Genomic DNA, 13981 nt, shown 5'->3' on the forward strand with positions numbered 1-13981 from the left:
GGGCGGGGCGTCCGCTGTCTCCCCCTCAGCTGCCCAGCATCCCCCGCAGCAGCTCCCCCACGCCCCTTCGAAGCTCATCCAGGGTGGGCGCCGTGGCGTGGTACGAACCCGCCACGCACGAGAACATCAGGCCGTCGCACCACGCCACCAGGGAGAGCGTGTGGAGTTCGGGGGTGGGGGAGCCCGCCGCTCGAAGCAGAGTCTCCAGGGGGTCTCTGAACTGGGCGCCCGCCGCGTCGTAGTAGGTGCGCAGCTCCGGCCTGCGGGTCGCCTCCAGGGCCAACTCGTAGCGTGATACGAGGAGTTGGCGGTTGTCACCGGTCAGGTAGCGGTGCAGGGCGAGGGCCAGACCGGCGACCAGCTGATCGCGGCCGGCCGCCGGATCCGGCAGTTCGGCGGGGTTGAGTACGGCGGCCTCGCGCTCGGCCTGCCGCCGTACCGCCGCTTCCAGCAGGGCGAGCCGGGTGCGCGCGTGGTTGGACGTGGAGCCCTGTGGCAGCCCCGCCGTCTCGTCGACGGCCCGGTGGGTGAGGCCGCGCATGCCGCGCTCCGCGAGCAGGGTGAGAGCGGCGTCGGCGATGACTTCGGTGCGGGGAGCCCCCGCGCTGCGTACGGACATGGCGGAAACCTTACCTCGCTCACTACATATGTAGTACGGTCCTTCCGTCGCTCACTACAGCTGTAGTGCAGGGTGGGCGGCACGCACGCGGCGGCCGCGTGCGGCGTCCCGGAGGAGGAGCCATGAACCAGCAGCCTCACGCAGTCGTCATCGGCGGTGGCATCGGCGGACTTACCGCCGCCATCGGCCTGTACGAGTCCGGGTGGAGCGTCACGGTCCTCGAACGTGCCGCCTCCCTGGAGCCGGTGGGCGCCGGTATCGGGCTCGCCCCCAACAGTCAGCGCGCCCTGGACGTCCTCGGGCTCGGCGACCGGGTCCGCGCCCTGGCCGCCTGGCAGGGCGACGGCGGTGTGCGGGCCCCGAACGGCCGCTGGCTGGTGCGCACGAGCGCCGCCGAGACGCAGGCGGCGTACGGCGGGACCCTGGTGATGCTGCACCGCGCGACCCTCGTCGGCCTGCTGGTCGCCGCGCTGCCCGAGGCGGCGCTGCACACCGGCACCCGCGCCCGCCTCACGGACCCGGGCTCCGACACCCGCCGCGCCGTCGTCACCACCGGCGAAGGCGACATCGAGGCAGACCTCGTCGTGGGCGCCGACGGCATCAACTCGGCCGTGCGCACCGCCCTCTTCCCCGCCCACCCCCGGCCCGTGTACGCGGGTTTCACCGCCTGGCGGCTCGTCGTCCCGGCCCCCGGGAGGACCTTCGCGCCGCACGAGACCTGGGGCCGCGGCGGCGTATGGGGCACGCAGCCGCTCAAGGACGGCAGGGTGTACGCGTACGCCACCGCCCGCCTCCCCGAAGGCGGCAGGGCGCCCGACGGCGAGAAGGCCGAACTGGAGCGCCGGTTCCGTCACTGGCACGACCCGATCCCGCAGCTGATCGCCGCCGCGGACGACGAGGACATCCTGCGCAACGACGTCCGCCACCTCACCACGCCTCTCACCCACTACCACCGCGGCCGCGTCGCGCTGCTCGGCGACGCCGCGCACGCCATGACGCCGAGCCTCGGCCAGGGCGGCAACCAGGCGATCGAGGACGCCGTCGTCCTCGCCCACCACGCGGCGCCGGGCGCCGACCTCGCCACACGCCTGGCCGGCTACAGCGCGGCGCGCGTCCCGCGGACCACGGAGATCGTCCGCCGGGCCGCGCGGGCCTCGCGCCTCACGCACCTGACCACCGCCCCGGCCGTCGCCGCGCGCGACGCCCTCGTCTCGACCGTGACGAGGCTCGCCCCGAACTCCGTCCTGCGCAGCTTGTCCGCCGTCACCGACTGGCGTCCGCCGCAGATACCGTCGGCAGTCCATGGTCGCGTGTGACGGGAAAACGGGAAACACGAGCCTTCAGGACTTCTTTCCGCATTTCCGCAACCGCGGGCGGCGGGTAACCGGAGGGCAGCGCCGTCGCCCCTGGGGGCAACAGGGTCTGCCCGGTGGTCTCCTGACGAACTGCGCGGGGTTTCCTAGCGTCGTGGCGTGAGCCTTTGGACCTCCTTGGAACCTGCCTCTGCGACCGTCGACCCCGGCACCACCACCACGGTGCACCTGCGGGTGCGCAACACCGGTGACATCGTCGACGAGTACCGCTTCGAACCGGTCGGCGACCTCGCCCCCTGGGCCACGGCGGAGCCGGCGGTGCTGCGGCTCTATCCGGGGACGACCGGCACGGTGGAGCTGACGTTCGCGCCGCCCCGTACGCCCGACGCGCTCGCCGGCCCGCACCCGTACGCGGTGCGGATCACGCCTGCGGAGCACCGGGGCGCCGTCGTCGTCGCCGAGGGGCACCTCACCGTCACGCCCTTCACCGAGGTGCGCGCCGAGCTGGTGCCGCCGACGGTGAAGGGCTGGTTCCGCGGGCGCCCGCAGCTCGCGGTGGACAACATCGGCAACACCCCGGTCACCGCGTCGCTCAGCGGCAACGACACCGGCGACCAGCTCGCGTACGACCTGCAGCCCGGCAACGTCCAGATCGCGCCGGGCCGGGCCGCGTTCGTGAAGGCGACGCTGCGCCCCCGGCAGATCACCTGGTTCGGGTCCAAGAAGGAGCAGCCCTACGCGCTGGCCGTGCGGCGCTCCGGCAGCGAGCCGGTGAACGTGGACGGCGTCTTCGTGCAGCGCGGGGTCTTCCCGGGCTGGCTGACCGCCGTGCTCGGCGTGGCCATCGCGCTGACCATCGCGTTCGTGACGATCTGGATGTCGAACCGGCCGCAGCTGCAGACCCAGGCCAGGGAGAAGCTGCAGCAGGGCGGCCAGCTCAAGCCGGACAGCCCGCCCCCGCCCTCGAAGAGCGCGCCGCCCGAGCCCGAGAAGTCGCAGGAGGCTCCGAAGGAGTCCGGCGGGGACGGCGAGAAGGACGACAAGGGCGGAGGCGGAGGCGGCGGTGGCGGCGGCGGTGAGGAGAAGCCCGAGGAGAAGACGGCGGCCGACGCGGTGCGCGAGCTCGCCGAGAGCAGCGAGGGCCGCCACATCTGCTACCGCGCGTTCGTCGAGGGCGACGGCTGGCAGGACGCCGTGTGCGATGGCGCCGAGGCGGGCGCGCCCGGCCAGGACACGCCCATCAAGTCGCTCGACATCGCGGTGAGCGGCACCCAGGGTGTCACCGGCACCGGCGCCTTCGTGGGCGAGGGCTGGCGCAAGGGAATCCCGTGGTCGGCCGAGGACGACGGGAAGGACATGTACTTCGGCAGCACCGAGGAGGCCGACCCCGCCCTGCAGGGCTTCACGTACAAGGTCAACGACGGCTCCGTGTGCAGCGATGCCTTCGTGACGGACAGGGAGTGGATGGGCGAGGTGTGCACGGACCCCGGTCAGTGGAAGTACCACGGGAGCCCGATGGAGCTGAATCTCCCGCTCCAGGCGGTCCGCTTCACCGTGTGAGGCGCCCTGTCGTCGAACTCCCGCCTGCCTCGCGGGCGAACGACGCGAGTTCGACGACAGGGCCTAACGGCCCGGCCGGTCAGATGTAGCCCTCACGCAGGGCGTACGCCACCACGTGGGCCCGGTTGCGCAGGTGCAGGCGCGTGGTGAGGCCGTGCATCACGTTCTTGACGGTGCGTTCGGAGTACGACAGCTTCATGGCGATCTCCGAGGTGTCGAACCCCTCGGCCACCAGCCGCACCACGTCCACCTCGCGCTTGGTGAAGCTCAGGAAGTGCCCCGGCTGGTCGTCACCGCCCCGGTGCAGGCGCCGCACCTGGCCGATGAGCTGGCCGAGCAGGTCGGCGGGGAGATCGCCGTCGCCCTTGGCCGCGGTCAGCACCGCGTGCACCAGGCGCTGGGCGGTCGCTTCGCGGCGCCAGACGATGGCGCCGACCCCGCACTCTATGACGTCGAGGAGTTCGTGCTCGCGGACCGTACCCGCGACGAGCACCGCACGCGCGCCCTCGCTGCGCACGGTGCGCCGCAGCCGGGTGAGCGCCGCCTCGTCGAGGTTGTCCTCGATGATCAGGGCGACCGCCGCCGGGCCGGAGTCCCCGACGAGTTCGACCTCGGGGTGCCGCCGGAGCTGGCTGAGGACCCCCTCGCGGCTGATGGGGTCCGGGGCGGTGACGGCGACGCGGACCCGGTTGGTCCTGGGCAGGGCGGGCGCGGAGCGGGTGGAGACGGACGGCGCTGTGGTGGTGGCGAGGGCCACGAGGGCCGGGGGCGAGCTGGACACGCGATCTTCCTCTGGTCTCTGACGGTGGATCATGCTTTGAGGGTTCCGCCGCGGGGCCGGGCGCCGCCGGTCCGGTGCGGGCCGGCGGCGCCCGGTGGAGGTCAGGTCAGGAGCAGGACGTGAAGAAGTGCTTCCAACCGCCGCTGGGCATGGCCGGCGGCTCGGCCGGGGTGCCGCTCGCGCCGTACCTCTGCTCGTGGGCGGCGTTGTAGGCACCGGGGCCGGTGCGCGCCTTGGTCAGCCGCACGCTCCGCTCCCACACCCCGTCACCGGCGTTGACCAGGGTCGAGAGGTCCGGGTAGGCGTCGCCGCCGTAGTCGGCGATGCGCAGCTGCTTGACTTCGCGGGCGTCGCCGATGTCCAGGTGGCGGGCGTGGGCCGAGCCGAGGTTCGCGCGCTTGAGCGGGCCGGGACGGTACTCGGCTACGCGCGAGTCGGCGGGGTCGTCCACACCGGACGGGGTGACGAGGTTGACGACCATGTCCAGCTTGCCGTCCTTCTGGAAGTCGGCGACCGCGGCGGTCGCGACCTCGCCCGGCTTGGCGCCGAGCAGCTTGCCGACGGAGTGTTTGGTGCCGAACGAGCTGCTCGCGGTGCCCCACTGAACGGTCATCCTGGTGCCGGTGTGCCCGGGGTTGATGATCTTGTCCGGTCGGCCGTCCCCGTCGAGGTCGCCGATCAGCGTGGTGGCGCCGGACAGGCACGGGCCTGCCACCCGGGCGGACCGTCCCGCGCTGCCGGAGTCTGCCGATCCGGCGGCGCTGGCCTGGTAACCGGCGACCGTCAGGGTCAGGGCGACAGCCGCGATCGGTGCGGCGATCAGACGTGAGCGCTTGCGAAGCATGTAACGAACTCCCCATGTGGTTGCTGCTGAGCTGTGCCGGAGTACCGGAATGACCCCCGCACCCCGTACGGGGGTGTGGTGACAACGAGGTGCGGGGGATGCCCCGGATGAGCACGACTCGAGCTTGTGGGGTGCGCTGCCCCAACGGCCAGGAATACCGGTCGATTGGGGACACTGGAATGCCGGAATGGCCTCTGACCAGGGGAAACGTAAGCTGCCTGGAACGCGGAACTGGGACGCGCCAAGCTGTACTGGGACGCGCCAAGCCGTTCGGTGCGGCCTCGGCGACGATCAGTGCGGCCTCGGCGACGCAATGTTCGTCCGGACCGGGCCTCGGGACAGCCGACGACGCCCCGCCTCCGGTGCCGGACACGCACGGACCTCCCCTCCCGCCCGCGCGAGGGGGCGCCGGGCCCACATGGCAGAGTTTCGCGAGAAGACTCTGCTCACCCGACGAATGACGAGGTCAAAGCGGTGGATACCAGCGCAAACCGGGACTTGAAGATCGGCTGTATCGGACTCGGCGACATCGCGCAGAAGGCGTATCTGCCCGTGCTCACCACCCAGCCCGGGGTCGAGCTGCACCTGCAGACGCGCACCCCGGCGACCCTCGCCCGGGTCGCGGCCGCCCACCACATCCCGGACTCCCGCTGCCACACAGCCCTGGACGCGCTTCTCGCCCAGGGTCTCGACGCCGCCTTCGTGCACGCGCCGACCGCCGTGCACCCCGAGATCGTCACCCGGCTCGTCGAGGCGGGCGTGCCGACCTATGTCGACAAGCCGATCGCGTACGAACTCGCCGACTCCGAGCGCCTCGTGCGGCTCGCGGAGGACCGCGGCGTCAGCCTCGCCGTCGGCTTCAACCGCCGCCACGCGCCCGGCTACGCCCAGTGCGCCGAGCACCCGCGCGAGCTGATCCTCCTGCAGAAGAACCGCGTCGGGCTCCCCGAGGACCCGCGCACGCTGGTCCTCGACGACTTCATCCACGTCGTCGACACCCTGCGCTTCCTGGCACCGGGACCGATCGACCACGTGGGCGTGCAGGCCCGCGTCGTGGACGGCCTCATGGAGCACGTCGTGCTGCAGCTCGCCGGTGACGGGTTCACCGCGATCGGCATGATGAACCGGCTCAGTGGCTCGGTCGAGGAGATCCTCGAGGTCTCCGGCCAGGACGCCAAGCGGCAGGTGATCAACCTGGCCGAGATCGTCGACCACAAGGGCCAGCCCAGCGTGCGGCGGCGCGGTGACTGGGTGCCGGTGGCACGCCAGCGCGGCATCGAGCAGGTGGTGCTCGCCTTCCTCGACGCCGTGCGCGTCGGCAAGGTGCTCAGCGCCCGGGACGCACTGGCGACCCATGAGCTGTGCGAGCGCGTGGTCCGAGCCGCTCGGGAGCAGGCCGCCTGAGGGCCCGTGCCCCCTCGGCCGCGCACATGGCCACGAGTACGGCGACGGCGCCGTGCACGGTCCAGTCGCCCCACCTGACGTACGCCGTGACCCCCGTGCCCAGCGGCACGTCGTACACCGCGGCCGCGCTCGCCGAGGTGCCGAGTGGGGAGCCGACCCGCGAGCCGTCCGGGGCGTAGACCGCCGAGACGCCGGTCAGCGTGGCGTGCACCATGGGGCGTCCCGTCTCGGCGGCCCGCACCGCCGCGAGCGAGGCGTGCTGCCGGGGCGCCCAGCTGGACTGGAACGACGAGGTCGCCGACTGCGCGAGAAGCACCTGGGCGCCGTCCTGGGTGAGCCGGCGGCTCATGTCGGGGAACGCCGACTCGAAACAGACCAGCGGCCCGATCCGCAGGTCGCGCCCGACGTCCATCACCACCTGCCGGTCACCGCGCCTGCGGTCCTCGCCCGCGGCCTTGCCGACCGACGTCGCCCAGCCGAGCAGGGAGCGCGCCGGGACGTACTCCCCGAAGGGCACGAGCCGCATCTTGTCGTAGCGGTCGCCGGTCGGCCCGTCCGGGCCCACCAGGACGGAGCTCTTGAAGATGCCGGCCCGGTCGGAGCGGCGCGCGTCGACGTTCACCAGGATGTCCGCGCCGACCTCGCGGGAGAGTGCGGCTATCCGGCGCGCGACGTCCGGCCGGTCGGCCAGGTCGAAGCCGACGCTGCTCTCGCCCCACACGACGAGGTCCGGGTCCCGCCCCTTCAGTGTGCGGGTCAGCTCCTCCTCGCGGGCCAGCCGCCGTTCGGCGCTCGCGGCGCCCTCGATGACACCCGGCTGGACGACGGCGACCCGGACGCGTCCGGCGGGCTCGGGGCGCGGGGCCCACGCCCAGGCGGCGGTGGTGGCGGCGGCCACGGCGAGGATGCCCGCGAGGGCGGGGACGGCCGCCGTGCCGGGGGTGACCGCGGGGGCGACGGGGGAGAGGGGCCGGGGCCCGAAGGTTCCGGTGGTGGCCCGGGGCGCGGGCCGGGCGGACGAGCGCGGGCCCGTGATCCAGGGCGTCGTCCGCACGGATATTCGCGACGTCGACGTACGCAGGGACGTCCGCGAAGCCGCGGCCCGTACGGCCACGACCAGCAGCGCGACACCCGTGTTCACGGCCACCACCAGCGCGCTGACCAGCCACACCCCGCCCACCGAGGCGAGCCGGAGCGCGGGCGGCACCTGCCACTGGCTGGAGCCGAGCAGGCCCCACGGCCCGCCCAACCCCTCCCAGGACCTGACCAGTTCGACCATCAGCCAGGCCGAAGGCAGCACCACGAGCGCGGCCGTGGCACGCCCGGCGGTCGGTGCGCCGCCCAGGTACCGGCGCACAAGGCGGGCCCACGGCGCCCACAGCAGGCCGAGCAGAGCGGCGATGACGACCGTGAAGACGTGCAGGCTCGGCAGCAGCCAGTGGTGCACGGCCACCATGAAACCGAGGCCGCCGAGCCAGCCGTCGAGCATGGCCCGCCGGCCGGTCGGGGCCGACGCGGCAAGGAGCATCCAGGGCACGAGCGCGACGTACGCGAACCACCACAGCGAGGGCGCGGGGAACGCCAGGGCGGGCAGTGCCCCGGCCGCCACGGCGATGCCGCCGCGCCACCGGGGTGCCGCGAGCATGCGCGCGGCGCGCCGCCTGTGCGGCTCCCACCGGTCGTCGCCGAACAGATCCATGCAGCGCCTCCCTTGGCCCCGACGCCCGTCGTGTCACCAGTGTGCGTGCCACAGACGATCTAGGACAGTGGGGGGACCCGCTCTTCGCCACAGTGGGGGGAACCCGCTCTTCACCGGAGGCCGCCGGGTACTTCGACACACACTGCGCCCCGCACTCCGTCACGTATCGGAGGTTGCCTCCCGCTGCTGCCGCTCACCGGCCAGCTGACGCCACTTCTCCGTGACGACCACCCGGCGCAGCCGCCAGCCGCCGTGCGTACGCAGAAGGGTGAAGGAGTAGCGGCCGCCGCAGACGAAGTCCGGCGCGGTCGACGGCTCCGGCGCCGCGCCGGGCCGGTCGGCGAACCGCATGGGGTTCACGTAGTCGGCCTGCACGTGCGCGGTGTCGCCGGTGTCCTGGTCGAGAGTGCCGAACTCCAGCCGCCGGTTGGTGACCAGATGCTGGCGCATGGGGAAGAGCCGCATCGTCTCCGCAAGCCAGGCGGCGATCTCGTCGGCTCCCCCTTCGATGCCGCCCGCGGAGCGGTAGTCGGCGCGCCCTTCCGGGGCGAACAGCTGTCGGTAGGCGTCCCAGTCGCCGTCGTCGACGGCTACCGCGTACTCGGTGATGAGGGCATCGATGGCCAACCGGTCCATCACGGCGGCGAGTTCCACACGCTGCGTCATCGGCTCAGTGTTGGGCACGCGGGGTGCCGAGCCAAGGGGCGTGCCTACGCGGCTTTCACCATCTCCTCGCGGACCGCGGCGGCCCACTCCGTCACCAGCTGCGCGTACTCGCGGCGCTGTTCGGTGCTGAGTCTGCTGCCGGTGCGCAGCCACAGGTCGCGGATCCGCTCGTTCAGCTCGGAGGAAGACCGCACGGCGCCATGAGGCGGAGGGGTTAAGGGCATGACATCAACCCTAGGGGATGGCTACGACAATCGGAACTGTCAGCTACCGCACACCTGCGCCATGTGATCGCCCCGTCCGGCTCGCCGCCCGCAGACCCGTATGCAACGGTGGAAAACAGCAAAAATGCCTGTTTCTCCCTGGAAAGGGGTGGCGAGATGTCCTCGAAGCGACGCCGCAAGAAGAAGGCCCGCCGCAAGCACGCGGCCAACCACGGAAGCCGTCCGCAGTCCTGACACCTGCCCGGACGCGCCTGGCGGCGGCGCGCTCAGCCCGCCGATTCCCCCGCGTGCGGGCTGAGGGCGCCGGTGGCGACGAGGGCGATCAGGACGATGCCGAGCAGGATCCGGTAGTAGACAAACGGCATGAAGCTCTTCGTCGTGATGAACTTCATGAACCAGGCGATGACCGCGTAGCCGACGACGAAGGCGATGATCGTGGCGAAGATCGTCGGGCCCCAGGCGACATGCCCCTCACCGGCGTCCTTCAGCTCGAACGCGCCGGACGCGAGGACGGCGGGGATCGCCAGCAGGAACGAGTAGCGGGCCGCGGACTCCCGGGTGTAGCCCATAAGGAGGCCGCCGCTGATGGTGGCGCCCGAGCGCGAGACGCCGGGGACCAGGGCCATCGCCTGGCAGATGCCGTAGATCAGGCCGTCCCTGACGCCGAGTTCCCTGAGGTCCTTGCGGCGTCGTACGGCGCGGTGCTTGCCGCCCGTCTCGTCGCGGGCCGCCAGGCGGTCGGCGATGCCGAGGACGATGCCCATCACGATGAGCGTGGTGGCGATCAGCCGGAGGTCGCGGAAGGGGCCCTCGATCTGGTCCTTGAACGTGACGCCGAGGACGCCGATGGGGATCGACCCCACGATGACGAGCCAGCCCATCTGCGCGTCGTGGTCCGAGCGCGGCACCTTGCCGAAGAGCGAGCCGAACCACGCCGACAGGATCCGCGCGATGTCCTTGCGGAAGTAGATCAGGACGGCCGCCTCGGTGCCGATCTGCGTGATCGCCGTGAACGCGGCCCCTGGGTCGTGCCAGCCGGCGAACGCCGCGGTCAGCCGCAGGTGCGCGCTGGAGGAGATCGGAAGGAACTCGGTCAGTCCCTGGACGAGTCCGAGGATGAAGGATTCAAGCCAAGACATGAGAACTGCGCCGTCCAAGTACTGATCATCAGGCCGCGGGTGCGGTCGTAGCGGTCATAGAGGGGCGTGGCTGAGGCGTGGCTGTGAGGCGACCGCGGTGCGTGCGGGGCGGAACGCCGGGGCGTGAGGGGTGATCACGTCCCTCGTCGTGGGGGCAGCGTAGCGGGCCTGGGTTACGAGACGGTGGGAGGGCCGATCGTGGGCTGTGCCGCGGGGCCCGCCGTCGTCCATCCGGGCGCCTGCGGATGCGCGGTGACGTCGTCGTGGCGGACCGCGTCGCCGCAGGCCGAGCAGGTGACAACCGGGACGAGTTCATGGCCGCAGGAGTGCTCGAGGACCATCGGGCGGTCGTCGTCACCCCGTAGGTGGCGGTCGCCCCACGCCATGAGGGTCATCAGGACGGGCTCCAGTTCGAGGCCGGCTCGCGTCGGGCGGTACAGGAAGCGCTGGGGGCGCTCGCTGTAGGCCACCTTCTACAGGACGCCCGCCTCCACCAGGCGGCGCAGGCGGGCGGTACGCCCTGCAGACGATGTGCGAGGCGGGAGGACTCGCCAACGCGACGGTCCTCGAAGTGCTTTAGAGCCTGCCTTTGAACCCCCGCACACGCCCCGCAGGCGTTGAGAGGCTCTCGCTCCGCTAGAGGCTCTTACTCCGCTTCGACGGGCGGGCGGCCCCGCCCTCGCGGTCGCGGAAGTGATGGCGCTTGAACCAGGCCACCGCCGCCCCGCCCAGACCCGTCACCGCGATGAACCCCATCGCGACCAGGAAGACGGGCGACGTCGGCGTGGAGGCGCGGGCGCCCGCGATGACGTACGCGGCCGTGTTCGGGATGGACCCCAGGCCGGTGGCGATCAGGAACGGCAGCCAGCCCATGCGGGAGACCGCCGCGCAGTAGTTGGCCGCGGCGAACGGCACACCGGGGAAGAGCCGAACCGCCAGCATCGACCGGAAACCGTGTCGGCTGAACTGACCGTCCACGGCCTTCAGCCAGCGCCCCCGCAGCAGTGGCCGCAACGCGTCCTGGCCCAGCATCCGGCCCAGCCCGAAGGCGATCCCGGCGCCGAAGACCGTGCCGGCGATGGCCGCGACCAGACCCGCCTGGGAGCCGAAGAGGGCGCCCGCCGCCAGATTGAGCAGCGGCCGCGGCACGAACGCGGCGGTGCACGCCCCGTACGCCACGGCGAACAGGGCCACCGCCGTGGCTCCGCCCAACTGCGCGGGCCAGCCGTCGGAGAGGAGCCGCTGCGGTTCGAAGAGCAGCACCGATGTGGCCGCCGCGGCAAGCAGCACCACGAGCAGGGACAGCCGCGACCACGGCGAGAGCAGTGCTCTGACGCAGCGCACTGCGAAGCCCTGCGGACGGGTGGCAGCGGTCTCGAACATCCGGGAAGAGTATCCGGAACATGTGTCTGATCGCCGTATGGTGCGTCTCATGAGCGTCACAGTCCCGCGACGAGCACCGAGCAGTGAGCTGGCCGACGAGGTCCTCGAACGGCTCGTCACGAGCTACTCGCAGGCGGCCGATCCGGCGCGGGCCGCGCAGATGGCGGCGTACATGAAGGACATCGCTCCCTTCCTCGGCCTGACCTCACCGGTGCGCCGCGAACTGTCCCGCGCCGTCCTGGCCGGCACCCCGCGGCCCGACGAGAGGGACTGCACGGCGATCGCACTGCGCTGCTGGGAGCTGCCCGAGCGCGAGTACGCCTACTTCGCCGTCGACTACCTCCGCCGGCACGTGCGGCGCTGCTCGGCCGGCTTCCTGCCCGTCGCCCGCCGCCTCGTCACGACCCACTCCTGGTGGGACACGGTCGACGCGCTCGCCGCGCACGTCGTCGGCGCACTGGTCGCGGCCGACCCGGAGCTGCGGACCGCCATGGACGAGTGGATCGAGGACGACGACCCGTGGGTGGCCCGCACGGCCCTCCTCCACCAACTGCGCCACAAGTCGGCGACCGACACCGAGCGGCTCTTCGCCTACTGCGTGCGCCAGTCCGGCCACCCCGACTTCTTCATCCGCAAGGCGATCGGCTGGTGCCTGCGGGAGTACGCCAAGACCGACCCGGAGGCCGTACGCGCCTTCGTGGAGCGGGAGCGCGGCAGGCTGTCGCCGCTGTCGGTGCGGGAAGCGCTGAAGAACCTCTGACGCCCCAAGGCCGCCTCCGGGCAACTCCGCTCCCCGGGCGCACGGTTCGCGCGAAAATCATTCGACGTGGGCTTTTCGTTCGGTGAGGATCAGTCCATGTTCCGGTACGCCTTCCTCGCAGCCACGCCCGCAGTCGCGGGCGCTGCGAAGGCTGCCGTCCTCGCAGCCGCCGCCTTCGACGGCACCCGAAGCTGACCCTCCCCGGACACTCCGGCGGACCCCGCAGGGGGAGGGTCGGTCCGGCCCCGGGGTCCCCGTCCCGACCGCGCGCACGCCGCGGGACCGGGAGAACGGCTTCGAGTTCCACAGAAGGAACCACCATGTCCAAGACGGCTTACGTCCGCACGAAACCGCACCTGAACATCGGCACCATGGGCCACGTCGACCACGGCAAGACCACCCTGACCGCCGCCATCACCAAAGTCCTGAGCGAGCGCGGCGCCGGAGGCGGTACGCGGTACGTCTCCTTCGACCGTATCGACCGCGCGCCGGAGGAGGCGCAGCGCGGCATCACCATCAACATCGCGCACGTCGAGTACGAGACGGACACCCGGCACTACGCGCACGTGGACATGCCGGGCCACGCGGACTACGTGAAGAACATGGTCACCGGCGCGGCGCAGCTCGACGGGGCGATCCTCGTCGTCTCGGCGCTCGACGGGATCATGCCGCAGACCGCCGAGCACGTGCTGCTCGCCCGGCAGGTCGGCGTCGACCACATTGTCGTGGCCCTCAACAAGGCCGACGCGGTCGTCGACGGCGAGGACGCCGACCTCGTCGAGCTCGAGGTCCGCGACCTGCTCTCCGCGCACGGGTACGGAGGGGACTCGGTGCCCGTCGTCCGCGTCTCCGGGCTCAAGGCCCTGGAGGGCGAGCCACGCTGGACGTCGGCGATCGAGGCGCTGCTCGACGCGGTGGACACCTACGTGCCGATGCCCGAGCGCTATCTCGACGCGCCGTTCCTGCTGCCCGTCGAGAACGTGCTCACCATCACCGGCCGCGGCACCGTCGTCACCGGCGCCGTCGAGCGGGGCACCGTCCGCCTCGGGGACCGCGTGGAGGTCCTCGGCGCGGACACGGAGACGGTGGTCACCGGACTGGAGACCTTCGGCAAGCCGATGGCGGAGGCGCAGGCAGGGGACAACGTGGCGCTGCTGCTGCGCGGTCTGCCCCGCGACGCCGTGCGACGCGGCCATGTCGTCGCGGCGCCCGGCAGCGTCACGCCCTCTCGGCGCTTCACCGCGCAGGTGTACGTCCTGGCGGCCCGGGAGGGCGGCCGCAGCACGCCGATCGCCACCGGGTACCGGCCACAGTTCTACATCCGCACCGCGGACGTGGTCGGCGATGTCGACCTCGGCGACGCGGCCGTGGCCCGGCCCGGCGACACCGTCACGATGACGGTCGAACTCGGCCGCGACGTGCCGCTGGAGACCGGCCTCGGCTTCGCGATCCGCGAGGGCGGCCGGACCGTCGGCGCGGGCACCGTGACCGGGGTCGCCTGACGGAGCGGTGGGGCCCGCCCCCCCCCCCCCGGCCCCCGGGCCGCCCCCCCAAAAAAACCACCAAACCCCCCCGCCCAAGAGGGGGGC

Annotated in this window: 13 protein-coding genes and 1 pseudogene; 5 read left to right on the forward strand and 9 right to left on the reverse strand. The window is 72.3% G+C overall.

Annotated features, from left to right (window positions below; genetic code table 11):
* Positions 1–25 precede the first annotated feature (25 nt).
* Positions 26–619 carry a TetR/AcrR family transcriptional regulator gene (locus ACFVYL_RS32410; RefSeq protein WP_389722301.1) on the reverse strand — a complete coding sequence of 198 codons (594 nt, stop codon included), beginning with the start codon at positions 617–619 and terminating at the stop codon, positions 26–28.
* A gap of 122 nt (positions 620–741) precedes the next feature.
* Between ACFVYL_RS32410 and ACFVYL_RS32415 the strand changes: the two genes are divergently transcribed.
* Positions 742–1935 carry an FAD-dependent monooxygenase gene (locus ACFVYL_RS32415; protein ID WP_389722303.1) on the forward strand — a complete coding sequence of 398 codons (1194 nt, stop codon included), beginning with the start codon at positions 742–744 and terminating at the stop codon, positions 1933–1935.
* A 156-nt stretch (positions 1936–2091) separates the two neighbouring features.
* Positions 2092–3492 (forward strand): hydrolase, encoded by a 1401-nt coding sequence (locus tag ACFVYL_RS32420; protein WP_389722305.1) that lies wholly within the window; start codon positions 2092–2094, stop codon positions 3490–3492.
* A gap of 79 nt (positions 3493–3571) precedes the next feature.
* Here ACFVYL_RS32420 and ACFVYL_RS32425 read toward each other — a convergent pair whose 3' ends face one another.
* Together ACFVYL_RS32425 and ACFVYL_RS32430 are read right to left on the reverse strand one after the other, a co-directional pair.
* A complete protein-coding gene (locus ACFVYL_RS32425) occupies positions 3572–4195 on the reverse strand; it encodes a LuxR C-terminal-related transcriptional regulator (protein ID WP_389722350.1) in 624 nt (207 codons plus the stop codon).
* A 184-nt stretch (positions 4196–4379) separates the two neighbouring features.
* Entirely contained in the window at positions 4380–5117 is a 738-nt protein-coding gene (locus tag ACFVYL_RS32430; RefSeq protein WP_389722307.1) for an FG-GAP repeat domain-containing protein, read from the reverse strand.
* A 498-nt stretch (positions 5118–5615) separates the two neighbouring features.
* On the opposite strand from ACFVYL_RS32430, the gene ACFVYL_RS32435 reads away from it, so the two are divergent.
* Positions 5616–6521, forward strand: coding sequence for a Gfo/Idh/MocA family protein (locus tag ACFVYL_RS32435; RefSeq protein WP_389722351.1), 906 nt, complete (start codon positions 5616–5618; stop codon positions 6519–6521).
* On the opposite strand, the gene lnt is transcribed toward ACFVYL_RS32435, so the two are convergent.
* The 6 genes and pseudogenes from lnt to ACFVYL_RS32465 all read right to left on the reverse strand — a co-directional run bounded on the left by lnt (position 6445) and on the right by ACFVYL_RS32465 (position 11632).
* A complete protein-coding gene (lnt, locus tag ACFVYL_RS32440; RefSeq protein WP_389722353.1) occupies positions 6445–8166 on the reverse strand; it encodes an apolipoprotein N-acyltransferase in 1722 nt (573 codons plus the stop codon). The genes ACFVYL_RS32435 and lnt overlap by 77 nt on opposite strands.
* A gap of 213 nt (positions 8167–8379) precedes the next feature.
* Positions 8380–8886, reverse strand: coding sequence for a nuclear transport factor 2 family protein (locus ACFVYL_RS32445; protein ID WP_389722309.1), 507 nt, complete (start codon positions 8884–8886; stop codon positions 8380–8382).
* Between the two features lie 44 nt (positions 8887–8930).
* Positions 8931–9080: a hypothetical protein gene (locus tag ACFVYL_RS32450; protein ID WP_389722311.1), complete on the reverse strand. Its 150-nt coding sequence runs from the start codon at positions 9078–9080 to the stop codon at positions 8931–8933.
* A 296-nt stretch (positions 9081–9376) separates the two neighbouring features.
* On the reverse strand, positions 9377–10249 hold the full coding sequence (locus tag ACFVYL_RS32455) for an undecaprenyl-diphosphate phosphatase (RefSeq protein WP_389722313.1): 873 nt from the start codon (positions 10247–10249) through the stop codon (positions 9377–9379).
* Positions 10250–10422: 173 nt separating this feature from the next.
* Positions 10423–10761: pseudogene (locus ACFVYL_RS32460) on the reverse strand (winged helix-turn-helix transcriptional regulator); the annotation flags it as partial.
* 124 nt (positions 10762–10885) lie between these two features.
* Complete coding sequence (locus ACFVYL_RS32465) at positions 10886–11632, reverse strand: TVP38/TMEM64 family protein (RefSeq protein WP_389722315.1); 747 nt, start codon at positions 11630–11632, stop codon at positions 10886–10888.
* A gap of 49 nt (positions 11633–11681) precedes the next feature.
* On the opposite strand from ACFVYL_RS32465, the gene ACFVYL_RS32470 reads away from it, so the two are divergent.
* Complete coding sequence (locus tag ACFVYL_RS32470; protein ID WP_389722317.1) at positions 11682–12392, forward strand: DNA alkylation repair protein; 711 nt, start codon at positions 11682–11684, stop codon at positions 12390–12392.
* Positions 12393–12712: 320 nt separating this feature from the next.
* Positions 12713–13894, forward strand: coding sequence for an elongation factor Tu (tuf, locus tag ACFVYL_RS32475; RefSeq protein ID WP_389722319.1), 1182 nt, complete (start codon positions 12713–12715; stop codon positions 13892–13894).
* The last annotated feature ends 87 nt before the right edge of the window (positions 13895–13981 follow it).

Source organism: Streptomyces sp. NPDC058308 (assembly GCF_042880275.1).
In the GTDB taxonomy this organism is placed as follows: Bacteria; Actinomycetota; Actinomycetes; order Streptomycetales; family Streptomycetaceae; genus Streptomyces.